We start from the raw sequence: 22,407 nt of genomic DNA, 5'->3' as shown, positions 1-22,407 counted from the left end.
GCAAGCTTATTATGTTTCGATTAACAATTAATATGCATCCGTTTTGACGAAACTTTGAATCGCGATTTCAACCAAAGGAGGATACGGATGAACCGCCTTCTCTCGTTATTGTTCGCCTTGGTCGGCACGGCGCTGCTCGTCGGCATCGCGGCCGCGATCAGCTACGGCAACGCCGCCGCCGTCTGGCTTTGCTCGATCGGCTCCGTGGCGTTTATCGGATACGGCTTCGCGCTCAAGGCGAAGCTTCGCCGCAAACGGCAAGAGACTCCGACCGAATGACGGCGGAGCCTCTTAAGCTTTCGGCTATGGCGAGCGGGTCCCCGGAGGAGGCGGACCTGCCCGTTTCCGGTTTTACGGCAGGACGAATCCCATCTTTTCTTTGACTTCGCGCACGGTGCGGTTGGCGATGTCGGCGGCCTTTTCGGCGCCTTGGCGCAATATGCGGTGCAGCTCCCCGGAGGCGCGAATGTCTTTGTAGCGCCGCTGCAGCGGTTCAAGCGCGGCGACGACCGCTTCGGCCAAATCTTTTTTGAACGGCCCGTAGCCTTGTCCGTCGTACTTCGCTTCGATCTCGGCGACGCTCAATCCCGCGCAGTGCGAGTAAATGCTGATCAAATTGCTCACTTCCGGCTTCGTTTGCGGGTCGTACTTGATTTCCCGGCCGGAGTCGGTGACGGCGCGGCTTATTTTTTTGCGGATGACGTCCGGCTCGTCCAGCAGCGCGATCATGCTGTTCGGATTCGGGTTGCTTTTGCTCATCTTTTTGGAGGCGTCGTCCAGCGACATGATCCGCGCTCCGACTTGCGGGATGTAGGGCTCGGGAACGACGAACTGCTCGCCGAACCGGCCGTTGAACCGCTGCGCCAAATCGCGCGTAATTTCCAGATGCTGCTTCTGATCGTCCCCGACCGGCACGAGATCGGCGTTATACAGCAAAATGTCCGCCGCCATCAAAGCCGGATACGTGAACAGTCCGGCGCCGACCGATTCTTTGCCGGCCGCCTTGTCCTTGAACTGGGTCATCCGCTCCAGCTCGCCCATATAGACGAGCGTCGTCATAATCCAGCCGAGCTCGGCATGCGCCGGAACGTGCGACTGCAAAAAGACGCTCGCCTTCGCCGGATCGATGCCGGCGGCGATGAACAAGGCGGCGACCGCCTCGGTTTGCTCCCGCAGCGCGGCGGGCTCCTGCGGCACCGTCACCGCGTGCAGGTCGACGACCATAAAGTAGCAATCGTGGTCGTGCTGCAGCTTGACGAAATTTTGCATCGCGCCGATATAGTTGCCGAGCGTCAGCTTCCCGCTCGGTTGAATGCCGGATAAAACTCGTTTCATTCGCGACAAACCTCCTTGTAGTTCTTTTCGCTTACAAAAAACAAAAAGCCCCCCGCCGCAAGGGACGAGAGGTCGTGGTGCCACCCTAATTCGCCGTCCGACGCCGAGAGGGCCGGCGGACAGCCTTAGCCGTTCCGATAACGGGGAACGTCCGTTCCGCCTACTGCGGCGACCGATCGCATCGGCCCGCCGTTTCGGCTTCATGCTCCAGGACCCATTCCGCATTCGCTTCCGCGCCGGTTCGCAGCTTCCACCGGCTCTCTGCGGCGGCCGCGAATGCGTACTCGCTCCTGTCATCGCTTGCCTATTCCGCGCATTAGCGGGTTTCGCGGTGAAGAGTGTATCTCTTCAGGCGAGGGCAATATTTTTTCATCTCGATCCGCTGCGGATGAGTTTTTTTGTTTTTCGTAGTCGTATAATTGCGGTCACCTGTTTCGGTGCACGCCAAAGTAACGATAACGCGCATCGTACACACCTCCTTTTGTCAGTCGAACGCGAAAAAACCGCATAGCGGCGGGTCGGTCCGCAAATCTGTTCCCTATTACAGCATAACATTTATAATACCAGCAATGCCGCCTGTAGTCAATTCCGCAAGCTCGCTCCGCGGCCTGCGGGAAAGCCATTTTTACGTTTCGGACGCCATAGGATAAAACCCGCAACATGCTGACGAAAGCTTCCGGTTCAAAAATTTGGATGACTGCATCATTTAGAAGCGATTGAATGAACGGGAAAACCTCCCGTTATTTCGTCGGATTCCCCGCTGCCGGACACTTTAACGGGAAAGCCTCCCGATAATTTCGTCAGGACCGCGCTTTTCGCGGATGCGGCGCGGATTTAGCGGGAGCTTTTCCCGTTCAATCGCACCAATGCCTGATAAGGGACGAAGTAACGGGAGAAAATCCGGCTATACGCGTCGGTTTGGCCAGCTTGCACGAGTGAGATGGCCGGAACGCGTCCATTGCGATCGGCACCGAGACCGGCGCCCCCGCGCGCAAAACGAAACGATACGAAACGTGCGGCCTATATTTCGCTCTTGTCGTTGCGCCGGTCCAACCGTTATAGTCGAATGGAGGACAAACGTTTCCAAAGCGAGGAGGCATCGTGGTGTCAAACGCAAACGAAAGCCGCTCCGTGGAGGAGCATCGCCGGGAAGCGCCGGCGTCGGTGCGCTGCATGGTCGTGACCGTTTCCGACACCCGCACCGAACAAACGGACAAAAGCGGCTCGCTCATGCGGCAGCTGCTGGAAGAGGCCGGCTATACGGTAGCGGCCTGCCGGATCGTGAAGGACGAATACGAGCAAATACGCCGGCTCGTCCGGGAAGCGGCCGAGGACGAGGCGATCGAGGCGGTGCTTCTGAACGGCGGTACCGGAATCGCCGTGCGCGACACGACGTACGAGGCGGTGCGCGATTCGCTCGATAAAGAAATGCCCGGCTTCGGCGAAATTTTCCGCTATTTAAGCTACGTCGAAGATATCGGCTCCGCGGCAATATTGAGCCGCGCCGTCGCCGGCGTATGCGGCGGCACGGCCGTCTTCTCGATGCCCGGCTCGACCGGGGCGGTCCGGCTGGCGATGAGCAAAATCGTGGTGCCGGAGCTGCGCCACGTCATGAGAGAAATTTACAAAGACCGCAAGTAAACGCCGCCCTCGGCTTTCGGCCGCACGGTGCGCGAAGCCCGTCTATCGGCCGCGTAAGCGAAACGATCCGCTTATGCCCGCCCGGAGGCGGGCTCTTTTTTGCCGTTTTCGGCGCGGCGAACCCGTTGTCCTAACGCCGCCTTTGTCCGCATACGTTATACTGTCCCGGACCGTCCGCACCGGTATCGGGGCGAGCCGCGCGCCGATCTTTTCGACCTGCGTCCGCACCATCGCGCGAATTAGGAGGACAGGAGGTTTCCGCTTGCAAACGATACTGCGAAAAGGGCCGTTCGTCGCCGCAGCGGCTTGTCTCGTTCTGCTTGCGCTCATCGTCGCCCGCAAACGGCCGCCGGACTTCGGTACGCTCGCCGCTTTTCCTTGGAGCGGCTTCAAAACGATCTTCATCAGCATTTTGCTCGAGGCGGTGCCGTTCGTGCTGCTCGGGGTGCTCGTCTCCGCGCTGCTGCAAGTATTCGTTTCGGAGCGGACGGTTCGCCGCTGGACTCCCCGTCATCCGGCGCTCGGCGTCCTGTTCGCCTGCACGCTCGGCATCGTCTTCCCGCTGTGCGAATGCGGCATGATTCCGATCGTCCGGCGTCTTATGCGCAAAGGAATGCCGGTTTACATCGCCGTCACGTTCATTCTGGCCGGACCGATTTTGAATCCGGTCGTCTATGCCTCCACCTTCGCCGCCTTCCGCTCCCATCCGGAAATGGCGTATTCCCGCATGGGGCTCGCTTTCCTCGTCGCCGCGGCGATCGGCCTTCTCGTCCGGGCGTTCGTCCGACGCAGTCCGCTGAAACGGGAGCACCCGGGGCTCGCATCCGGAGCGGACGAAGGCGGCGGCGGACGGCACGACCACGGCCGTTCCGCCCGCGGAGCCGCGCACGTACACGGCGCGCCGGGATCGGGCAAGCTCGCCGCGACGTTCGGCCACGCGTCCGACGAATTTTTCGAGATGGGCAAATATTTGCTGATCGGGGCCATGCTGACCGCCGTCATCCAGTCGGCCGTCGAACGGGAAAGCCTCGCCGCGATCGGACAAGGGGCGTGGAGCTCGCATCTGTTCATGATGGGGTTCGCCTATCTCCTTTCCCTTTGCTCGACGTCCGACGCGTTCGTCGCCTCCTCGTTCGCCTCCACGTTCACATCCGGCTCGCTGCTTACGTTTCTCGTTTTCGGCCCGATGCTCGATTTGAAAAACACGCTCATGCTGCTGTCCGTCTTCCGCGTCCGGTTCGTGCTGGCGCTGGCCGCCTTGTTGGCCGCCGCCGTTCTGACCGGCTCGCGTCTGTTCGAGCTGTATGTTTTGAATTAACGCGAACCCGTCCGCGATTGGAGATGAAAAGGACGCCATGAACAGCCGAACGGCCTGGATCCATCCGCTCGTCAAGGCGGTGTTGTTGATCGGCTTCGCCGCATATGTCGCCTATTTGGTCAAAACCGATCGGATGCTGTACTACATCGCTCCGCGCATGACGCTTTACGTGAAGCTTTCCGCGCTCGGCTTGTACGCGGTCGGGGCGTTCCAGCTGTATGCCGCGTACCGGGCGGCCTCGGGAAAACGCGACGCAGGCTGCGATTGCGGTCACGACCACGATCACACGGCCGCCGGTTCGCCCTGGAAAAGCGCCGCCCTGTACGGGCTGTTCGCGTTTCCGCTGCTGCTCGGCTTTTTGACGCCCGACGCGACGCTCGGCAGCGCGCTAGCCGCCAAAAAAGGGATGAATCTCAGCTCCGCTGCGCCGATCAAACCGGCGGCGCGGGGCGACGGCGAAGCCGGGGATGCGGGCGGCGCCGACCGGCTTTTTCCGTCCGATCCGTTCACCGCCCCGTTCGCCAAGCTCGCGCGCGAGCTGTATCCGCTCGACGTCGTTCCGGTTTCGGACGATCGGTATATCGAAACGCTGACGACGCTCGACCTGTACGCCGACCGGTTCGCCGGCAAAACGGTCAAGCTGAGCGGGTTCGTCTACCGCGACGAAACGATCCCCGCCGGCCGGTTCGTGCTGGGCCGGTTTTCGGTCGAATGCTGCTCCGCCGACGCCGCCCCGTACGGCGTTCTCGTCGAATACGACCGGGCCGCCCTTTACGCCACGGATCAATGGCTCGAAGTGACCGGCACGATCGGCAAAACGAAACGGGACGGCGACGAACTGCTCTCCGTCCGCGCGCAAAAAATCGTCAAAATCGACGCACCGAAGGAGCCGTACGTATACCCGAATTTCGAGCTCGGCCGGTAGCCTCCGCGCGAACGCGACGGACCGGACCGCCCTGCCGGCAGCCGGTCCTTTTTTTGCGCGCAAAAAGGCCAATGACAGCGTCCGCCCCGTTTGCTACAATGGATAGCGAGAATTTGTAAGCGGGGAGGAGCTTGACGCCGCATGGCAGCAGTTCAGCAGCAGCAATGGGACGGAGCGACCGTATACGTTTTGGAAAACGGCCAATTTTCGCTTTCCGTCATTCCCGAGCTCGGCAGCAACGCGATTCGGCTTTGGGACAAAATCGCCGGAAGAAACGTGCTCCGTACGCCGGACAGCTTGGACGCCCTGCGTCTGAAGCCGGTTCATTACGGCATTCCGCTTCTGCTTCCTCCGAGCCGGATTCGCGAAGGAACGTTCCGCTTCGGCGGACGGACGTATCGAATGGAAAAAAATACGCCCGACGGCCACCACATACACGGCTTCGTGCTGAATCGGCCTTGGCGCGTCGCGGACACGCATGCGGACGGGGAAGCCGCCTCGATTACGACGGAGTTTCGGACGACGGATTTTCCGGAGCTTCTGGAGCAATATCCGCACGATTTAACCATCCGGCTGCGCACGGAAATCCGCGGTGCGTCGCTTCTGCAGACGATCGCGTTCCGCAACGACGGCGAGACGGCGGCCCCGTTCGGCTTCGGAACGCATACGTGGTTTATGCTGGACGGCGAGCCCGAAGCGTGGACGCTTACGCTGCCCGTCGCGGACATTTGGGAGCTGAACGACAAGCTGCTGGCGACCGGAAACCGGCTGCCGCTCGGCCGCTTCGAGAAGCTGAACGAAGGCTTGAACCTGCAGGGCCAAAACATGGACATGGCGTTTCGGATCGGCGCCGGCCGGCCGGCATCCGCCGTATTGGAGAAGCCCGGCTATACGATCCGGTACGAGGGCAACGAGCCGTTTACGCAGTGGGTCGTCTATACGAGAGGGGAAGCGCGCGACACGATCTGCGTCGAGCCGCTCACCTGGACGCCGGATGCGCCGAATTTGGACGCGGGACCGGAGCTGACCGGCATGCGCTCGATCGGCCCGGGCGACGAGCTGACGCTGACGCTTGCGCTTCATATCGAGCGAGAGTGACATAGAGGGAGAGAACGAGATGAGTTTGAATGCTGCGGTCATCGGGACCGTATTTATCGATTGCAAAGGTTTCGCCCGGGACGCGTACATCCCGACGGGGCGCAACCTGGGGACGATCCGGTTCGTGCATGGCGGCGTAGGACGCAACGTGGCCGAAAATTTGGCCCGGACGGGCTTGCCGACCCTCTTCGTATCGTCGGTCGACGCGAGCGGACTCGGCCAGGAGGTGATCGACCGGCTGAACGGAACGAACGTGGACACCCGTTACGTGAAAGCCGCCGAGCAGGCGGGCATGGGCATGTGGCTCGCCGTGCTCGATCAAGCCGGAGATTTGGCCGGCTCGATTTCGCAAATGCCCGACTTGTCGACGATGGAGCGGATGATCGCCGAGCACGGCGAAGAGATCGTGAAGACGGCGTCGCACGTGTTGCTCGAGCTCGATTTGAACGCCGGCATTTCCAAAACGGTGCTGGAGCTCGCCGCCCGTTACGGGAAACCGGTATACGGCATACCGGGCAATCTCGACGTCGTGCTGAATCATCCCGAACTGATGCGCTCCTTGTCCTGCTTCATCTGCAACCACGTGGAGGCCGAACGGCTGACCGGCGTGCCGATTCACGAGCTGGATGCGGCGAAGCAGAAAGTAGCGCTTCTCGACTATATGAGCCGCAGCGGCCTCCCCTCCATCGTCGTCACGCTCGGAGCGGAAGGCTCGCTGTACGCCGTTGCGGACACGGGCGAATTCGGCTCGCAGACCGTATTCCCGGTGCAAGTGCAGGATACGAGCGGCGCGGGTGACGCGTTTTTCTCCGGAACCGCGTTCGGGCTTATGCGCGGCTTGCCGCTCAAGGACGCGATCGTTTGCGGCACGAAGGTCGCCGGGTGGACGATCGAATCGCCGGAAAACAACTGCATGCGGCTCGGAGAGCTGATGAAGCGGGACGAAACGATCCGGCGGCTCGTCGGCGGCGGGGCATAGACGCAAAAAAAATAGGCCGGGCTTGCGGATCGGCATGGATCCGCAAGCCCGGCTTTCTTTTTCGGCTTACTCGGTCTGCGCCTTGCGCTTCAGCTTCTCGACCAGCTCGCGCACGATCGGCACCGTGTCGGCGAAATACGGCCGATAATCGAGCGGCGCGACGAATTCGAGAAATCGCTCGCCGAGCCCGATCAGCTGCTCCCGGCAAGGTCCGAGCGGCACGACGTACGTCTCGTGCTCGCGGAACGAGCCGTCCTCGGCTTCGTCGATCAGCGTCCATTCCGCTTCGTCTTCGCTCGTATGCGTCACCCGGAACGAGTGCGCCCTGCATTCCGGATCGCCGCAGCCGCACACGAAGAAAGGCATTTTCCGCCACTCGCGCGCGGGCGCCCAGCGATAGGGCGACATGTTTTCCAGCCCGCTCAGCAGCAGCGCCGGAAGTCCCACGTCGATGCACAGCGGCTCGTCGACGATCGCTTCCCCGCCGATCGCAAGCGATACGTCGGCCTGTATGATTTGCAGCCCTTTGTCGAACGACATCCGGCTCACGCGCAAATCGAACACGTCATCCCGCCTCCATTCCATTGGTCCAAATTTCCAATTCCGGACATGAGTATTATTTCGATTTCGGATCATACTACCATCATCGGAGGTGATAAATATGGCAGCAGGACAAAGTCGTTCCAGCAACCAACTCGTAGTTCCCCAAGCTTCCCAAGCTTTGGACCAATTGAAATACGAGGTGGCTCAAGAACTGGGCATTCAAATCCCTCAAGACGGTTACATGGGCTATATGGCTACCCGTGACACCGGTGCAATCGGAGGTCACATCACTCGCCGTCTCGTGCAAATCGCCGAGCAGCAACTGAGCGGCGGCCAATTCGCCCGCTAATCGATACTTAACCGAAAAAACCCGGCTTACGCAGGAGTCGATCCAGCGGAAGCCGGGTTTTCATTTGCCGGTCTGCCTAGTTCCATTATAGCACGAAACGGGCGCTTCGTTCATGCGGCCTACGCCTTCGCCGCTTCCTTCAGCTCGGCGAGCTGCCGCAGCGCGCATTCCACGAACAAGTCTCCGGTATTTTCCTGCAAACGATTGCTTGCCGTTATTCTCGGCTCATAGCCTCCGAGACGGTACGACTCGCGCGTGCAGACATACGTGCCGACGATCCCGTTGCACAGCTCGTTGACGAGCGTAAGGCCGAACGGAGAGCCGGCCTTGATGCTCAAGCCGAATTCGACAAACATTTCCGCGGGCAGCCCGACGATCGCCGCGTCGCCGATCGCGATCGTCTGAATTTCCGCCGACGTCTCGCCTTCCCCGCGCCTCGCCGCTTCGAGCAGCTCCAAGGCGAAGCTATATTCCGCGTCGGTCTGCGGCAGCGCGGCAATCGCGCGGCGAGCCGCCTCGATCTGCTCCCCGGTCGGCTGGCGGTACCGGAGAACGACGTCCGACTTCCGCTCGTCGATCCGCGCCTCCGGCGACGTAACGATTTTTTCCCGCACTTTGCAAACTTCCCCGGCCAAAATGCGCCCCATCTTCAAATAGTGGCGGGACGGCTTCGCATAATCCTCGGCCCGGCCGTTCAGCACGTCGTAATGGTTGATGTTGCCGCTCGCGCCCATCATGAACAGGCTGACCGTCCGCTCGCCGAGCGTCCGTTTCAGCACGGCGGACAGCTCGCCCGGAAAATCGGCGCAATATTCCGTTCCTCCGACCGTATCGGTATGAACGGCGTAATTCGTCACGACGCCCATCGGCCGTCCCTCCGCGTCGTCGATCCGGATGACGCCGACCTGCGGGTCGATCGGCCCGGCCGGCTTGACGACATCCGGATGACGCAGGCCGGGATTCGTCCGGACGGTGCCGTCCTTCATGAAAAACCGGCGATGGAAGGCGATGTCCGCCTCGAATCCGGAGCCGAAGCCGATGCGCGCCTCCCGGCGCGTCCGATAGGCGAGGACGACCGCGTCGGCCGCCTTGGCGGCCATCCATGCCAAATAAGCGTCGTCCGCCTTCAAAAACGTCGTATTCGCGACCGCCGGCCCGGTATGCGTATGCGTCGCCGAAACCATGACGCGGCCCGGAGGAATGCCGGTCAAGGCGCCGACCCGCTCGCGGACGGCGACGACGACTTCGCGCGGCACCAGGATGGCGTCCAGCACGACGAAGGCGACGGCGCTTCCGTCTTGTTCGACGACGAGCGCCTTGGCGTACAAACGGTCGATAATCCCCGTCGATTTCCGGTCGTGAAAATAGCCGGGAATCGTGCTCCCGATCGGCGGGGTAATGTCCAATTCGCTTACACCGCAAAGCAGCATGAAGCGTCACTCCTCGTTCAGCCGTTTTCGTTATTCTATACTATAGAAGCAGTCGAACGGAAAATCTTTGGACAAAGCGACTTGAAAGTTGTACTTTTCGAGCGAGAGCCTTTGTTGTCCTCCCAAACGTTTGCGCGGCTGGGGGAACGGCAAAGTTTACCGGGAAAACCTCCTGTTCTTTTACCGGTTTTTCCTCGCTCGCCCAAAGCTGCAGGAATTCCTCCCGTTAAACTCGCCCGAATCGCGCTTTTTGCCGATGGGGTGCCGATTTATCGGGAGCTTTTCCCGTTCGTACGAGCCGGCACCCGTTTTGGGTAAAAATAGCATGAGAAATTCCAGTATGCTTTGGAGGCGAGCGGCTTCGACATGTCAAAAAAAGAACCGCCCGCGGTCGTCGCAAAGACGCCCGGGCGGCCCCCTCCTGCATACCAGCTATGCCGAATTCCCCGGCCTTGACCCACACTGCCCCGCCCCGCCCCGACCAACCCGTCTCCGCTCCGTCACGGTTCCCGACAGCCGGAGACCGCCGGTTACGGCTTGAGCCAGGCGTACAGCACGTCGGCCATTTGCCGATACCCTTCCGGCGCGGGATGGACGCCGTTGTTTTGCCGGATCTCCGTCCGCACGTTGCGGGCGTTGCCTTCGATCAGCTCGACCGGCATGTTGCGCGCCGTATCGAGATTGACGTGCAGCGGGATGAGCTCGATGCCGGCGCGATCCGAAAACCGGCGGAGCAGCTCGCGATTCCACATGTACCATTTGCGCTTGTACCGTCTGCGGCTTTGCAGCGCGCCGTAGCTTTTGCCGAAGCTGTCCTGCGTCCGGGAAGGCGGAATCGCGATCATGATCCCGACGCGGACGTTCGGGTTGAAACGCCGGAACTGCCCGATCATCGTTTCGAGCATCGGCATCGACTGCCCGAGCAACGCCGACATTCCGTCTTCTTCGCTCGCGTGGAACACGTCGTTGATGCCGAGATGGATGCATACGTCGTCCACCGCGTCGTATCCGCAGCGCTCCATATACTTCGCAAAGTCGAACCGGCCGTCGAACAAAAACGGACTTTCCGGGTTGCCGAAGTAATCGGCCACCTTCCAGCCGCCGCGTCCTTCGTGCCGGTTCAAACCCGCCCCTTTCGTTCCGAGCAGCTCGATTCCGCCCGGGTCGGCGGCGAACAATCGGAGCAGCTCCGCGGTGTACTGTCCCGCCGCCGTCGTGCTGTCACCGATGAACATCAAGCGCCGGCGCTCGCCGGAAACCGCGTCCGCCGCCTTGACGCGGACGATCGTATCGCCCGCCGTCAGCAGCTCGCCTTCCTCGGAATACACTTCGACGGTCAGGGCGTAATCGCCCGGCCGGTCCGCGACGCACGTCCAACGGTCGTCGCAGTGGCGTCCGATCGAGACGCGTACGTCGAAATCGTAGCGGGATGCGTCCCCGGCGATCAAATTGTCGAAGTAAACGTTCATCTCGTGCCCGGCAACGGCCGGGATGACGGGCGGCAGAAGCAAATCGTAAGACCGGATCGTCTTGTCGCCGTTATCCATGCGAACACTCCTTTAGCGAAATGAGAACATATCAAGATTTCGCCGAAGGGAACTTCAATTCCTTGTAGGTGACGGCGAAAGCTGCGCCGTCGTAGCCCGGATAGCCGTCCGGAATTTCCTGCAGAGCGATCGCGCTCCCTCCCTGCTCGGACGACAGCTTGGCGGCGATGGCGGCGAGCTCGACCTCGATCAGCTCCCCGATCGGCAGCGGGGCCGGGGCTTCGCCGGCCAAGTAAGGCAGCGTCGCCTCGAGCAGCGAACGATACAGCTTGCCGTTGTCCGCCTTCAAATGATCGACCCGCTTCTGCGTCACGACCGTGGCGTAGAACGGCAAATAGCCGGGCGTCTTGCCGACGCTGACGACGCCCGTTTGGCCGTCCTCCCATGTCAGCTCCGCCTGCCGCTGGCCGCCGGACTCGCCGAGGCAGCGGACGGACCGGACGCCGGGCCCCAGGAGCCCGTGCAGCATCGCGTAAGCGTGAATGCCGTAATTGAATTCGTCGACGGCGCAGCCGACCAGCGCGTATACCCATTCCTCGCGCGGGACGCCCAGCTCGCGCCACTCGCGCACTTCGCCGCAGCAGCGGAGCGCCGAGCCGCCTGTAATCCGCGCCCCGCCCCGCACCCAATCGGCGATTTGCCGCAAATCGCGGACGTTGCCGGCGAGCGGCTTGTCGATGAACACCGCTTTGCCCGCTTCGACGAACGGCTTCGCCCGCTCGACGTGCACGTCCCAGTTGCAGCTGTGGATAATGGCCGCATCGACTAGCGGAACCATGTCCGCCAGCGTTTCGCATACGCCCGCAATACCGTGGTCCTGCGCGAATTTCGCCGCATAACCGTCGGGATAAATCGTTCCCCCGTCATAGACGGCGGTCACTTCGTGCCCCATCTCCCGCAAAATCGGCACGAAGCTGCCGGGATGGGACGTATCCAGATCGACGAGCCCGATCCGCAGCTTTTTCGTTTCGCTCATGCCCGCTTTCCTCCTTCGAATAACGACTCGTACGGGCCTCCCGCTTCGAGAGCGCCCCCGTTCGTTTCGTAAAACGGCGCCTCGAGCCGGTACACGCCCTTCCGCGCGTCGATCCAATCCGCTCCCGCACGGGGGTGCCAGCTTTTCATCCGTTCCCAGTCGCGGTAATTTTGATGGCCGTTCGTCTCGACGACGCCGATCCGGAAGCCCGGCAGCGGGGCGAGTCGGGCCGCAAGCGTCTTGTTCCAATCGGCAAGCACCGGGTTCGCCGTCAAATCGGCGCAAAAGCACGGAACGCCTTTGCTTTGCGCCAGCTTCGCCACCTTCAGGCTCATGCTCATCGTTTTGGCGACCGGCTTGAGCGCCAACGCCCCGTAGCCCAGCTCGATCCGCTCCAGCGCGTCGTGCGCATCGTGGACGCTTTCGTCCGCCGCCAGCCGAACCGGGACGTCCGAGACGTCGAGCTTCGCTTCTTCCGGAAACGGCTCCTCGAACAGCGCGATGTTATCGAGCGCTCCGATCCGGTCGGCGTGATCGAGCAATCGGAGCAGCCGGTCTTTGCCGTCATAGCGCCCGTTCGCGTCCAAATAATAGGCGATTTTGCCGTTCAACGTATGCTCCGTCTCGTATGTCGAGGCGATCGCGTGAATGTGCGTCAGCCGGGCGCAGTCCCATTCGAGCATTTTGTCCTGGCTGCCGTCCCGGTCCGGATCGGCCCCGACTTTGATTTTCAGCAAAAAATAGCCGTCGTCCAGCACTTGGCGGATTTCGTCCTCGGCCATCCCGTACGGAATGAGCGGTATGCCCGCCAGCTCGTCCTGGCGCCCGGCAAGCGCGGACCGGTATTCTTCCGGGACGAGCCGCTCGAAGGGCAGCCGCTTCTGTTTCGCGTACAGCGCCCAGGCGGCGTGATCGACCGTAACGAGCGCGTTCAGGGCGAACGTGCTTCTCAGGTCGGGAAGACCGGCCGACTTCATGCCGAAGGCGAGCGCCTCCGGATATATCCGCTCCAGCAGCTCGAGAGGCGTGGCGAACTCGCCCCCTCGGCGGGCGGCTTCGAGCGCGCAGCGGGTAATGCCGGCCATCAGCTCGTTGCCGGCCGCTTCCCCGGCGGAGACGAACACGCGCGCGTCCGACCAGAGCACGCTTTGCACGCCGACCCCGATGCCGGTCGAGCCCTCCTCCCCGCGCAGCATCGCCACGGACTGCCACAGCTCGGTCAAATATGCGCCCTTGAAGCCGAACGGAGACAGGAGCGGCTCCTTGACGACCGCATGCTTCGCCTCCGCGATCCGGATCATGCCCGCACCTTGCCGGAACCGGCGGAAACGGCGCGCTCCACGACCGATTTGATCGGCTCCGGCTTGCCGCTGCGCAGCGATTCGAACGCCTGCAAAATCATCAGCGTCGCGTACAAGCCGTCCACATGGTCGATCGGCGCCGGCGCATCGTCCTGCAAGCAGCGCAGAAACGCCTTGTTTTCCTCCATAAAGCCGGATTCCGTGCCTTTGAAAACCTGCGGCTCCTTGCCGGCCTCCGTATACGTCAGCGTCGTCAGCCGGTCGCTGATCGTAATCGACTTGTTTTCGGCGAACAGCTGCATGAAAAATTTGCTCGTCAGCGGCGGACAGCCGGCGTCGCCCTGAACGAGATTGCCGGCCGTTCCGTTGTCGAACCGGAACACCGCGGCCATATTGTCGACGACGCCGGTCGGTTGGTAGTAGTTGCTGCCGGCGGCGTACACTTCGATCGGGTCGCCGCCCGCCACGAAACGAAGAATATCGGCGGAATGGCAGCCTTGGCTCAGCACGTTGCCGCCGCCTTTGACCGGATCGTTCGCCCAAGACGCGTTGCCCCAGCGGTTGTCCATCATTTGCATCGTCACCATGACCGGCTGCGGAATAAGCTCCTTCGCTTTCCAGAGCAGCTCGTAATACCGCATCTTGAACGCGGTGAACAGCTTTTTGCCGCTGCGCGCGACCGCGTCGCCGATCCGCAGGCAGTCCTCCGCCGTCATCGCCAGCGGCTTTTCCACGAGAACGTGCTTGCCGGCTTCCAAGGCGCGAATGCAATAGTCCGCATGCGTGTCGTGCTGCGTCGTCACGTAAATCGCGTCGAGCGACGGATCGTGAAAGAAACGGTCCGTGTCCGTCGTCGCGTAGTCGCCCCCGAACCGCTCCAGCATCGCTTGAGCGCTCGTCTCGAATACGTCGCAATAGGCGGACAGCTCCATTCCTTCGAGCTCCGCGATGCATGTCGCGTGCGTTTTTCCGAGATTGCCGCAGCCGATAATGCCCACCTTAACCGTTTTCATGTGAAGGCTCCCTTCCTCGTTCGGATCGATTGTTTCGCTTCACTGATGTACATCTTAACCAATGATTGCCGTAAATGAATGAACTGATGTACATGTTGATGTACATGTTCGCCTTAATCATACATACGCCTTCCGCCTACTGTCAATACGCAAAAAGCGCATTTTCGCAGCTCCTTGTCCGACTGTGCGCATCCGCCGCTCTGCTGTACATTCAACGGGGAATCCGCTATGATAGGAAGCAGAATACGAATCGGAAAGGTTGCTCTCCATGAATGACGCTACTTTCGACAAGCCGAGCCGCAAATCGTTCGACGCCCGCCTGAAGCGCATGGTCGACCGGCTGCGCTCGCAAATTTGGAACGGCGAATACAACCCCGGCGACTTCCTGCCGTCGGAAAAAGCTTTGACCGAGCAGTTCGGGCTGAGCAACAAATCGGTTCGCAAAGGGCTCGAGACGCTCGTTCGCGAAGGGCTGATCGTCAAAATCGACCGGGTCGGCAGCCGCGTCACGGAGGGCGCTCCCGGCGGCTCCGCAACGATTACGCTCGGCTATACGCATTCGATCGAGCGCGATATCGCGCTCTCGGCGCTGCTGGACGATTTTCGCCTCGCCCATCCGTCGATTCGCGTAAAGACGCTGGAAATCAGGTCCGTCTCGAATTATATGGCCGCGGTCAAAGAATATTCGGACAACGGCCTGCTCGACGTGTTTACGCTGAACAACATGGATTTTCAAATCGCGCTCGACGAAGGCGACCGGCTGCGGCTGGAGCGGTTTCCTCCCGATCCGCGGACGTACCGGTTCGCGCAGGACGCTTTCGTCAGCGACGGGGAGCTGCATGCGCGGCCGCTCGTCTTTTCGCCGATCATTTTGGCTTACAACCGGGCGCATTTTCGCGAAGAAGGCGTTCCCGAGCCGGACAGCAGCTGGACGTGGGACGAGGCCATCCGTCATGCCGCGGCGCTGACGAAGCCGGGAACGCGCCACGGGCTTTACTTTTATTTGCTGTCGGACAACCGGTGGCCGGCCTTTTTGCTGCAAAGCGGGGAACGATTCGAAACGGACGCGGACGGCAGGCTCCGGCTCGCCGGAAGCCGGCTGTTGGAAAGCGTGCGGCTGTGCCGCCGCATCGTCGCCGACCGCACCGTGTTCCCGAGCTATTTGTCCGAAAACAGCGACGATGTGAACGAATTGTTCCAGCAGGGCAAAGTATCGATGATCATGACCAACTATATGACGATCAACGATTTCAAGCATTCGGATTTGGAGTACGACATTTCTCCGCTGCCGTACATGTACGAGCCGAGGTCGCTCATGAACGTAATCGGGGTGGCGGTGTCTTCGAAGACGAAGCATCCCGAGGCGGCCCGCCAGCTGGCCGATTATTTGGCTTCGCCGCGGGCGCAGCGGATCATTCGGGAGCGGACGCTCAGCTTGCCCGCGCACAAGGAAACGGCGGAAATGCCGAGCGATCCGTCGGAAGGAATGAACCGGCCGTCCCGTTACTTCTTATTCCGCGAAATTATGGCGTCGTACCGGCTTCACCGGGAGCTCAACTTGTCGCCTTCCGCGTTCGCCGCCTTCCGTCAGCTGCTCAAAAAATACGGCTCCGGCCTGATCGACGAGGACGAGCTGTGCAGGCAGACGGCGCAGCTCCCGAACGGGGCGGGACGGGGCGCCGCGGCCCATCCGGCGCCCGCCCGGGACTAGCGGCCGCTCAGCCGCCCCATGCACGAAAACGCCTCCGAAACCGCGAACGGGCGGTGACGGAGGCGTGTTTGCGTTTTCATAAAAAGGAATGGGGATAAACGGAATCAGTTCGTCTTGCGCATAAGCAAATTCGACATATTATAATTCGACTCAAACTGGACGCTCGCGCACAGCTTGTTTTGCCGGACGGTGAAGTCCAGATTGATTTCGCCGTGCGTCCAATTCGTTTTGTACTTCAGGGCGTCCAGCGCCATTTTCTGAAATGTTCGCTGCTGGATGTCCGTAAGACCCGACCCCTTCGGCTCGACTTTGCCGTCCGTTCCTTCCAGCGGCAAATGGCGAACTCCGAATTTCCCGATGACATTGTTGCGGATTTGAACGAAAATCGTACCGGAAGACAGCTCGGACAATTCTTGATGCAGTTCCTTGAATACGATGTCCAACTGCCTTGCTAAAGACAGCTGATCGAAAAACATGAATTCCCTCCTTTTTCGCAAATTTTAACATTTTTGGAGTTTATGTCATGGTGCTTAAGTCACATTATACGAACTATTCGCACAACTTTCAACAACAATTTACAAATTCAACCAAGAATGTGGTTAAATAGACCTACAAAACAAAAAAAAGCCCGTCCCTCGCGGAACAAGCTCGTCCGTCAACATGTTGTCCGCCCCGATCCTCCGAACGGGACGTAGGCGTCTCCCCGGATTTCCAGCACTTTCGCGATCGGAATTCCGGTGTTTTCGTGAATGTCGAGCACCGTGCTGCGCGGATGCGTCTTCAAATATTCGCGCACGGCGAAATAATAGCGGTCGTGCATATCTTGACATTCGGCGCAATAGGGCGATTTTTGTCGCACGTAAAGCCGGCCGCAATGTTTGCAGTTGGCGAGCGGCATCGTATCCCTCTTTCCTTGACGGTGCTGGCTTTACTATACCCATTCGCAGCCGTCCTGCCGGTTTATGGGGGTAATTATAGGCATTGCCGCTTCGCCGTCCAAGGGCCCGCGGACCTATTGTTTCGCATAAGACGATAGACCGATATAGTTCGACATGATATAATCGACAAGTACAAAATATGGAAATGGGGTAGATCAGGATGAACGGTTTCCAAGCGCTGTCGTTCAAACGGAAACTGCAGTTCGGCTGCTATACGCTCGTGGCGGCGTTTTCCTTGCCGACGCTCGCGATCGCCCTTGTCTCGGACGTCTCCTTCGTCGTCTCGCTGCCGATCGTGCTCGCGCTGTGCGGCGCCAGCATCCCTTTCGTCGGCTGGCTGGAGAGAGCGCTTACAAGCCCGATCGAAAGCATGTCGCGCGTCGCGCTGGGCGTCGCGAAGGGCGATTTCTCGATGAAAGTCCATGTCGAATCGAACGACGCGCTCGGGGAGCTGGGCAGAACGTTCAACCAGATGATCGACAAGCTTCGCGGCATTTTGAACGAAACGACGACGATTACGCGAACGGTCGTCGATACGACGCGCGAAGGAAGCGACAAAAATCGGCAGCTGAAGGACGTCATGAGCCAAGTGACGCAATCGGCGGGCGAGCTTGCGTCCGGCTCGATCAAAATTACGGAGGAAATGGCGAACATTGCGGCGGCGATCAAAAATATCGAGCAGATGGTCACGACGTACGCGCAGTCGACGAAAGAAATGAACGACAAGTCGGAGGCGATGATCCGCTACGTCCAGCAAGGCAGACAGGCGGTCGTCAGCCAAAACGAAGGCATGCAGCGGAACGTCGAAGCGACGACGACCGTTTCCGAGTCGATCGACAGGCTTGCCGAGCAGGCGAGCGGCATTTCGCGCATTACGAAGACGATTTCGGAAATCGCCGAGCAGACGAACCTGCTGTCGCTGAACGCCTCGATCGAAGCGGCCCGAGCCGGCGAGCACGGCAAAGGGTTCGCGGTAGTCGCCCAGGAGGTGCGGAAGCTCGCGGAGGAATCGACCGCCTCCACGAAGGAAGTGTTCGACCTCGTGCGCCGCATCGAGCAGGGCATCGGACTCGCGCTGGAGCAAATGGCCGCCAACCAGGACATCGTCCGCACGCAGACGACGCTCATCCGCGAGACGGAATCGATTTTCGCCCGAATCGTCGACAGCATCGAATTCATCGCGGAGACGATATCGCGGTTCGCCGAGGAAAGCGACCGGATGCTGGAGAGCGCCCGGACGATTTCGGCGACGATGGAAAACATCGCGGCGATCACCGAGCAGTCGGCGGCCGGCACGGAGGAAGTATCGGCGAGCATGAACGAGCAGATCGCCGTCGTCGACGCGCTCGTGAGGCAGTCCGAGCAAATGATGCAAACGGCCGCGCAGCTTCAGCGGACGATCCAAATCTTCAAGTTTTGACGATACCCCGGACTGACGGTTCCGGCCGAAACAAAAGGCGGCCCCGCCCGGCCTGCGCCGGCGAGCCGCCCTCCTTCGACAATCGTCGCGAAGCGTTCGTTCCGATTACGTTTTCGTCATTTCCATAAACTGATTGACGTCCCGTACCGCCAGGTCGACGGCGCCTTGCCAAAAGTCCGGCTGGGTCAAATCGACGCCGAGGTGCTTCTCCGCGAGCCGCTCGACCGTCATGCTCCCCGTATCCCGCAGCAGCGACACGTATTTGTCCTCGAAGGCGGCGCCTTCCCGCTGCGCGACCGCGTAGATGCCGGAGCTGAACAAGTAGCCGAACGTATACGGGAAATTGTAGAACGGCACGCCCGTAATGTAAAAATGCAGCTTCGACGCCCAAAAATGCGGATGGTACTCGCCGAGCGCTTCTTTGTACGCGCGCCGCTGGGCGTCCTCCATCAGCTCGCAAAGCTGGTCGACGCCGACGAGCCCTTGCTTGCGCCGCTCGTAAAATTCCGTCTCGAACAAAAAGCGCGCGTGAATGTTCATGAAAAACGCGACCGACCGCTGGATTTTGTCCTCGATCAGCGCAAGCCGCTCTTCCCGGTTTTCCGCTTGCCCCACGGCCGCATCGGCCACGATCATTTCCGCGAACGTGGACGCCGTCTCGGCGACGTTCATCGCGTACTCCTGCGCGAGTGCAGGCATATCGTTCATGACGTGCTGATGGTAAGCATGACCGAGCTCGTGCGCGAGCGTGGCGACATTGGAGGCGGTGTTCGCGTACGTCATGAAAATGCGGGTTTCGCCCTTGATCGGGAACGACGTGCAAAATCCGCCGGGCCGTTTGCCCGGCCGGTCCTCCGCTTCGATCCACCGTTTCTCGAACGCCATCTCGGCGAAATCGGCCATTTTCGGACTGAAGCTCCGGAACTGGCTCACGATCATGCGCGCGGCTTCGTCGAACGGCACCTCCTTGGCCGACGTCCCGACGGGAGCGTCGACGTCGTGCCACGACAGCGAACCGAGCCCGAACATGTCCGCCTTGCGGCGCAAATAGTCGACGAACGGAGCTTTGTTCCGGTCGATGACGTCCCACATCACGTTCAGCGTTTTCTCCGACATCCGGTTGATGGCGAGCGGCTCTTTCAATACCGAATCCCAGCCGCGATGTTTATACACTTGAAGGCGGAAGCCGGCGAGCCGGTTGAGCGCGTCCGCGGCGTAGTCCGCCGAATCGGCCCACGCTTTTTCCCAATCCGCGAACAGGCGGACGCGAACGTCCCGGTTCGGGCTGTGCAGCTTGTTCGCCGCCTGCCCGGCCGACAGCGATACCGATTTCCCGTTCTCGTCGAAGTCGATCTTGAATTTGCCGACGGCGGTATTGTACGCCTCCTCCCAGCCGTGATAGCCGTCAACGGCCAAATCGGCGATCAGCGATTCCTGCTCCGGGGCGAGCTTTTCCATGGCCAGCCGGCGGCGCTCGTCGAGCGGATAGGCGATCGCGCGGAAGGGCTCTTCTTGCAGCAGCGCGGCCCAGTCGCCGTCCGGTATTTGCCGGAGCAATTGGTCGAACCGGGTCAGGGCGGAGGTAAACGAAGCGTTCAGCGAAGAAATGCGGCCGGCGAGCTGCACCGCCTTTTTATCGTGCTGATTTTCCGCGGCCAGACAGCTGGCGAACGAATCGGCTTCGCGCAGCATGAGCGTCACGTTCTGCATCCGCTCGACCAGCCCGGCGATCGTTCCGCGATCGGCGACGGCGCCCGCTCCGGCTGCCGCCAGCACGGCTTGCCGAAACTGCTCGACGTCCCGCTCCATTCGCTGCAAAAATTGCGCGAACTCCGCGGAGCCGCTCCCACCGGGGAAAAAGACGTCCAAATCCCAAACGAGACTGTATTGTGACATCGCGTTCCAACCTCCTATGTACGGATATGACACCATTAAATCATATTTCGCCCGAAGAAGAAAAGTTTCGCCTTGCGCCCCGGTTGGCGAAGCTTTCGGACAGGCATGACGCGTAACCGAAGCCGATCCCGCGTTTTGAGGCGAAACGATTAAAGACCGATCAATTTTTCTTTACCGATAATGAATCTCGAGTTACTCGAGAAGTGAAACGATTTTGAGTATAATATAGAAATACGAGAAATGCGACTAACGTACCATAGGGAGGTCCTATACCGATGAGACCGTTGCAAATATCGCCCGAAACCGCCGTCAAGCTGGCCGAAGCGCTGAAAGTGCCGATCGAGCAGCTTATGCATATGCCGCAGCACATTTTGATCCGGAAGCTGGCCGAGCTGGCCGAAACGGAACCGTCCGGACCGTCGGACGAATCGTCGGACGGAAAGCGATAACGACATGATCCCTTTCGAAAACACGCTGCCTTACGAAACGATCGGCTCCGACGTCTACATGAACGAATGTCCCCTCTGCGGGGCGGGCAACGTCTTGCTGCCGCTGCGGACGAAAGATCTCGGGCCGATCCGGGAAGGGCGAAAGCGGCTGATCGTATTCCCGTGCTGCCGCGAAAAAATAACGGCCGTCGACGCCGATCGCGACTACTTGCTGGCCGATCGTCCGGTTCGGCCCCGCTGACACCTTATGCGCATGGCGGCTCGGCGCCCGTTTGTCTCACACCTGTATGACCGTATGCAGCCCTTTCAGGAGCGATAAGCAATGAACGAATACCTCACACCGGTAACAACCTCCTGCACTTTAATCGCGCTCAGCTACATCGCACTGAAGCTGCGGAATCGCCTGACGGGGAGCGCCAACGAAATGGTGCTCGTCCCCTTGTATACCGGCTTGGCTTCCATTCTTATGATGCTGCTGCCGATCGAAACCGAGCCTTTCGTCTTGGACTTTCGACATATTCCGATCATTATGGCCGGGCTGCGGCTCGGTTTGCCTACGGCGCTTCTGTCGACGATTCCTCCGGCCGCGTTCGCCTTATGGCTCGGGCATCCGAACGGGCTGATGGAGATCGCCCTGGACATCGCGGCTCCCGCCGTCTTCGGCTCGCTTATGCACCGCAAGGAATACGCCTCCGGCTTCGAGCGGCTTCGGATGATCGACGGCGTAACCATTGCGGCGCTGCTGTTGTTCGTCAAAGCGGCCGCCGGATTTTTTACGCTGACCGCGCCGTGGCCCGATTATTTGCGCATGCACGCGTACATGTTCGTCCTTACGGCGCTGTGCCTGCTCGTTTTGATCGCCCTGCACAACGACGAGAACAAAAGCTGGCTTTTGCAGCGCCAGCTCGAGCTGGAGGCGAATCAGGACCGTTTGACGGGACTGCCGAACATCCGCAGCTTTTTGGAAATCGCCGGGAATATGCTGAAAAAGCGCCGCATCAGCATTTTGATGATCGACATCGACAACTTCAAAAATTTCAACGATACGCTCGGCCATTTGCAGGGCGACCATTTGCTCCGCGAAGCCGGCCAGCTGCTGCGGACGACGATCGGCGAGAAAGATTATATCGCCCGCTACGGCGGGGAAGAGTTTATCGTGCTGTGCGATTCGGTCGACCGCCAGCTGCTTGCGTTTTTGGCCAACCGGCTATGCCATGCGGTAACCGCCCATCCGTTCGCCGGAAGGGAAATCCAGCCCGGCAAAGCGATCTCGATCTCGATCGGCATTACGATCGCCGCCCGGCCGGACGACGACCTGTACCGTCTGATCGCCGAAGCCGACGAAGCGCTGTATCATTCCAAACGCAGCGGCAAAAACCGCTTCTCGTTTTACGAACGCGCCGACTCCCAATCGTTATTGTCGTAAACCCCTATCGGGCAACCGGGAGGGGGATTCGCGCTTTCCGCGAATCGCGGTCTTGCGCACCTACATTTCGCGAAATAAGAAAAGACCGGGAATCCCGGTCCGGTCTGTCTTC

Annotated in this window: 23 protein-coding genes; 12 read left to right on the top strand and 11 right to left on the bottom strand. The window is 60.4% G+C overall.

Annotation, left to right across the window (positions count from 1 at the left end; translation table 11 throughout):
• Positions 1–87: 87 nt before the first annotated feature.
• Positions 88–279, top strand: coding sequence for a DUF5325 family protein (locus PV407_RS14755; RefSeq protein ID WP_332090688.1), 192 nt, complete (start codon positions 88–90; stop codon positions 277–279).
• Positions 280–351: 72 nt separating this feature from the next.
• Here the strand turns inward: PV407_RS14755 and trpS are convergent, their stop codons facing one another.
• Positions 352–1,335: a tryptophan--tRNA ligase gene (gene trpS, locus PV407_RS14750; protein WP_332090687.1), complete on the bottom strand. Its 984-nt coding sequence runs from the start codon at positions 1,333–1,335 to the stop codon at positions 352–354.
• A 316-nt stretch (positions 1,336–1,651) separates the two neighbouring features.
• Positions 1,652–1,801 (bottom strand): 50S ribosomal protein L33, encoded by a 150-nt coding sequence (gene rpmG / locus PV407_RS14745; protein WP_332090686.1) that lies wholly within the window; start codon positions 1,799–1,801, stop codon positions 1,652–1,654.
• A gap of 707 nt (positions 1,802–2,508) precedes the next feature.
• Here rpmG and PV407_RS14740 point away from each other — a divergent pair.
• The 5 genes from PV407_RS14740 (at position 2,509) to PV407_RS14720 (ending at position 7,296) form a co-directional block, all read left to right on the top strand.
• Positions 2,509–2,976 carry a MogA/MoaB family molybdenum cofactor biosynthesis protein gene (locus tag PV407_RS14740; protein ID WP_332090744.1) on the top strand — a complete coding sequence of 156 codons (468 nt, stop codon included), beginning with the start codon at positions 2,509–2,511 and terminating at the stop codon, positions 2,974–2,976.
• Between the two features lie 262 nt (positions 2,977–3,238).
• A complete protein-coding gene (locus PV407_RS14735; RefSeq protein WP_332090685.1) occupies positions 3,239–4,294 on the top strand; it encodes a permease in 1,056 nt (351 codons plus the stop codon).
• A 37-nt stretch (positions 4,295–4,331) separates the two neighbouring features.
• A complete protein-coding gene (locus tag PV407_RS14730) occupies positions 4,332–5,219 on the top strand; it encodes a TIGR03943 family putative permease subunit (protein WP_332090684.1) in 888 nt (295 codons plus the stop codon).
• A gap of 141 nt (positions 5,220–5,360) precedes the next feature.
• A complete protein-coding gene (locus PV407_RS14725; protein WP_332090683.1) occupies positions 5,361–6,317 on the top strand; it encodes an aldose 1-epimerase in 957 nt (318 codons plus the stop codon).
• Between the two features lie 19 nt (positions 6,318–6,336).
• The gene (locus PV407_RS14720) at positions 6,337–7,296 is read left to right on the top strand and encodes a PfkB family carbohydrate kinase (RefSeq protein WP_332090682.1); all 960 of its coding nucleotides are present in this window, start codon (positions 6,337–6,339) and stop codon (positions 7,294–7,296) included.
• Positions 7,297–7,362: 66 nt separating this feature from the next.
• Here the strand turns inward: PV407_RS14720 and PV407_RS14715 are convergent, their stop codons facing one another.
• On the bottom strand, positions 7,363–7,860 hold the full coding sequence (locus tag PV407_RS14715; protein ID WP_332090681.1) for a hypothetical protein: 498 nt from the start codon (positions 7,858–7,860) through the stop codon (positions 7,363–7,365).
• A gap of 97 nt (positions 7,861–7,957) precedes the next feature.
• Between PV407_RS14715 and PV407_RS14710 the strand changes: the two genes are divergently transcribed.
• Positions 7,958–8,188, top strand: a complete 231-nt coding sequence (locus PV407_RS14710) for an alpha/beta-type small acid-soluble spore protein (protein WP_332090680.1) — start codon at positions 7,958–7,960, stop codon at positions 8,186–8,188.
• A 119-nt stretch (positions 8,189–8,307) separates the two neighbouring features.
• On the opposite strand, the gene PV407_RS14705 is transcribed toward PV407_RS14710, so the two are convergent.
• The 5 genes from PV407_RS14705 to PV407_RS14685 form a co-directional block, all read right to left on the bottom strand.
• Positions 8,308–9,618, bottom strand: coding sequence for a neutral/alkaline non-lysosomal ceramidase N-terminal domain-containing protein (locus PV407_RS14705; protein WP_332090679.1), 1,311 nt, complete (start codon positions 9,616–9,618; stop codon positions 8,308–8,310).
• A gap of 530 nt (positions 9,619–10,148) precedes the next feature.
• A complete protein-coding gene (locus tag PV407_RS14700) occupies positions 10,149–11,165 on the bottom strand; it encodes an SGNH/GDSL hydrolase family protein (RefSeq protein WP_332090678.1) in 1,017 nt (338 codons plus the stop codon).
• Positions 11,166–11,196: 31 nt separating this feature from the next.
• On the bottom strand, positions 11,197–12,141 hold the full coding sequence (locus PV407_RS14695) for a Gfo/Idh/MocA family protein (protein WP_332090677.1): 945 nt from the start codon (positions 12,139–12,141) through the stop codon (positions 11,197–11,199).
• A complete protein-coding gene (locus PV407_RS14690) occupies positions 12,138–13,442 on the bottom strand; it encodes an enolase C-terminal domain-like protein (RefSeq protein WP_332090676.1) in 1,305 nt (434 codons plus the stop codon). Before PV407_RS14690 ends, PV407_RS14695 begins: the two co-directional genes overlap by 4 nt.
• Positions 13,439–14,455: a Gfo/Idh/MocA family protein gene (locus PV407_RS14685; protein WP_332090675.1), complete on the bottom strand. Its 1,017-nt coding sequence runs from the start codon at positions 14,453–14,455 to the stop codon at positions 13,439–13,441. Before PV407_RS14685 ends, PV407_RS14690 begins: the two co-directional genes overlap by 4 nt.
• Positions 14,456–14,723: 268 nt before the next feature.
• On the opposite strand from PV407_RS14685, the gene PV407_RS14680 reads away from it, so the two are divergent.
• On the top strand, positions 14,724–16,166 hold the full coding sequence (locus tag PV407_RS14680; protein ID WP_332090674.1) for an extracellular solute-binding protein: 1,443 nt from the start codon (positions 14,724–14,726) through the stop codon (positions 16,164–16,166).
• A 104-nt stretch (positions 16,167–16,270) separates the two neighbouring features.
• Here PV407_RS14680 and PV407_RS14675 read toward each other — a convergent pair whose 3' ends face one another.
• A complete protein-coding gene (locus tag PV407_RS14675) occupies positions 16,271–16,642 on the bottom strand; it encodes an O-methyltransferase (protein ID WP_332090673.1) in 372 nt (123 codons plus the stop codon).
• A gap of 179 nt (positions 16,643–16,821) precedes the next feature.
• A complete protein-coding gene (locus tag PV407_RS14670; protein WP_332090672.1) occupies positions 16,822–17,064 on the bottom strand; it encodes a hypothetical protein in 243 nt (80 codons plus the stop codon).
• Between the two features lie 200 nt (positions 17,065–17,264).
• Here PV407_RS14670 and PV407_RS14665 point away from each other — a divergent pair, with 200 nt between their 5' ends.
• Positions 17,265–18,524, top strand: a complete 1,260-nt coding sequence (locus PV407_RS14665) for a methyl-accepting chemotaxis protein (protein WP_332090671.1) — start codon at positions 17,265–17,267, stop codon at positions 18,522–18,524.
• A gap of 105 nt (positions 18,525–18,629) precedes the next feature.
• Here PV407_RS14665 and PV407_RS14660 read toward each other — a convergent pair whose 3' ends face one another.
• Positions 18,630–20,420: a M3 family oligoendopeptidase gene (locus tag PV407_RS14660; RefSeq protein WP_332090670.1), complete on the bottom strand. Its 1,791-nt coding sequence runs from the start codon at positions 20,418–20,420 to the stop codon at positions 18,630–18,632.
• Positions 20,421–20,695: 275 nt separating this feature from the next.
• On the opposite strand from PV407_RS14660, the gene PV407_RS14655 reads away from it, so the two are divergent.
• The 3 genes from PV407_RS14655 to PV407_RS14645 all read left to right on the top strand — a co-directional run bounded on the left by PV407_RS14655 (position 20,696) and on the right by PV407_RS14645 (position 22,295).
• Positions 20,696–20,869: a YycC family protein gene (locus PV407_RS14655; RefSeq protein ID WP_332090669.1), complete on the top strand. Its 174-nt coding sequence runs from the start codon at positions 20,696–20,698 to the stop codon at positions 20,867–20,869.
• A gap of 4 nt (positions 20,870–20,873) precedes the next feature.
• Complete coding sequence (locus PV407_RS14650) at positions 20,874–21,110, top strand: hypothetical protein (protein ID WP_332090668.1); 237 nt, start codon at positions 20,874–20,876, stop codon at positions 21,108–21,110.
• 81 nt (positions 21,111–21,191) lie between these two features.
• Entirely contained in the window at positions 21,192–22,295 is a 1,104-nt protein-coding gene (locus PV407_RS14645) for a GGDEF domain-containing protein (RefSeq protein WP_332090667.1), read from the top strand.
• Positions 22,296–22,407 lie beyond the last annotated feature (112 nt).

Source organism: Paenibacillus sp. GYB003 (genome assembly GCF_036577625.1).
Classification (GTDB): Bacteria; Bacillota; Bacilli; order Paenibacillales; family NBRC-103111; genus Paenibacillus_AB.
The sequence above is the reverse complement of the archived record's forward strand: the minus strand, read 5'-3'. Positions and strand labels throughout refer to the sequence as shown.

Excerpts from the sequence above, each read along its gene's own strand:
- PV407_RS14655 (WP_332090669.1), top strand. The coding sequence starts at position 20,696 with ATGAGACCGTTGCAAATATCGCCCGAAACCGCCGTCAAGCTGGCCGAA.
- PV407_RS14685 (WP_332090675.1), bottom strand. The coding sequence starts at position 14,455 with ATGAAAACGGTTAAGGTGGGCATTATCGGCTGCGGCAATCTCGGAAAA.
- PV407_RS14670 (WP_332090672.1), bottom strand. The coding sequence starts at position 17,064 with ATGCCGCTCGCCAACTGCAAACATTGCGGCCGGCTTTACGTGCGACAA.
- PV407_RS14700 (WP_332090678.1), bottom strand. The coding sequence starts at position 11,165 with ATGGATAACGGCGACAAGACGATCCGGTCTTACGATTTGCTTCTGCCG.
- PV407_RS14675 (WP_332090673.1), bottom strand. The coding sequence starts at position 16,642 with ATGTTTTTCGATCAGCTGTCTTTAGCAAGGCAGTTGGACATCGTATTC.
- PV407_RS14645 (WP_332090667.1), top strand. The coding sequence starts at position 21,192 with ATGAACGAATACCTCACACCGGTAACAACCTCCTGCACTTTAATCGCG.
- PV407_RS14730 (WP_332090684.1), top strand. The coding sequence starts at position 4,332 with ATGAACAGCCGAACGGCCTGGATCCATCCGCTCGTCAAGGCGGTGTTG.
- PV407_RS14755 (WP_332090688.1), top strand. The coding sequence starts at position 88 with ATGAACCGCCTTCTCTCGTTATTGTTCGCCTTGGTCGGCACGGCGCTG.
- PV407_RS14665 (WP_332090671.1), top strand. The coding sequence starts at position 17,265 with ATGAACGGTTTCCAAGCGCTGTCGTTCAAACGGAAACTGCAGTTCGGC.
- rpmG (WP_332090686.1), bottom strand. The coding sequence starts at position 1,801 with ATGCGCGTTATCGTTACTTTGGCGTGCACCGAAACAGGTGACCGCAAT.
- trpS (WP_332090687.1), bottom strand. The coding sequence starts at position 1,335 with ATGAAACGAGTTTTATCCGGCATTCAACCGAGCGGGAAGCTGACGCTC.
- PV407_RS14725 (WP_332090683.1), top strand. The coding sequence starts at position 5,361 with ATGGCAGCAGTTCAGCAGCAGCAATGGGACGGAGCGACCGTATACGTT.
- PV407_RS14695 (WP_332090677.1), bottom strand. The coding sequence starts at position 12,141 with ATGAGCGAAACGAAAAAGCTGCGGATCGGGCTCGTCGATCTGGATACG.
- PV407_RS14705 (WP_332090679.1), bottom strand. The coding sequence starts at position 9,618 with ATGCTGCTTTGCGGTGTAAGCGAATTGGACATTACCCCGCCGATCGGG.
- PV407_RS14740 (WP_332090744.1), top strand. The coding sequence starts at position 2,509 with ATGGTCGTGACCGTTTCCGACACCCGCACCGAACAAACGGACAAAAGC.
- PV407_RS14680 (WP_332090674.1), top strand. The coding sequence starts at position 14,724 with ATGAATGACGCTACTTTCGACAAGCCGAGCCGCAAATCGTTCGACGCC.
- PV407_RS14720 (WP_332090682.1), top strand. The coding sequence starts at position 6,337 with ATGAGTTTGAATGCTGCGGTCATCGGGACCGTATTTATCGATTGCAAA.
- PV407_RS14710 (WP_332090680.1), top strand. The coding sequence starts at position 7,958 with ATGGCAGCAGGACAAAGTCGTTCCAGCAACCAACTCGTAGTTCCCCAA.
- PV407_RS14650 (WP_332090668.1), top strand. The coding sequence starts at position 20,874 with ATGATCCCTTTCGAAAACACGCTGCCTTACGAAACGATCGGCTCCGAC.
- PV407_RS14660 (WP_332090670.1), bottom strand. The coding sequence starts at position 20,420 with ATGTCACAATACAGTCTCGTTTGGGATTTGGACGTCTTTTTCCCCGGT.
- PV407_RS14690 (WP_332090676.1), bottom strand. The coding sequence starts at position 13,442 with ATGATCCGGATCGCGGAGGCGAAGCATGCGGTCGTCAAGGAGCCGCTC.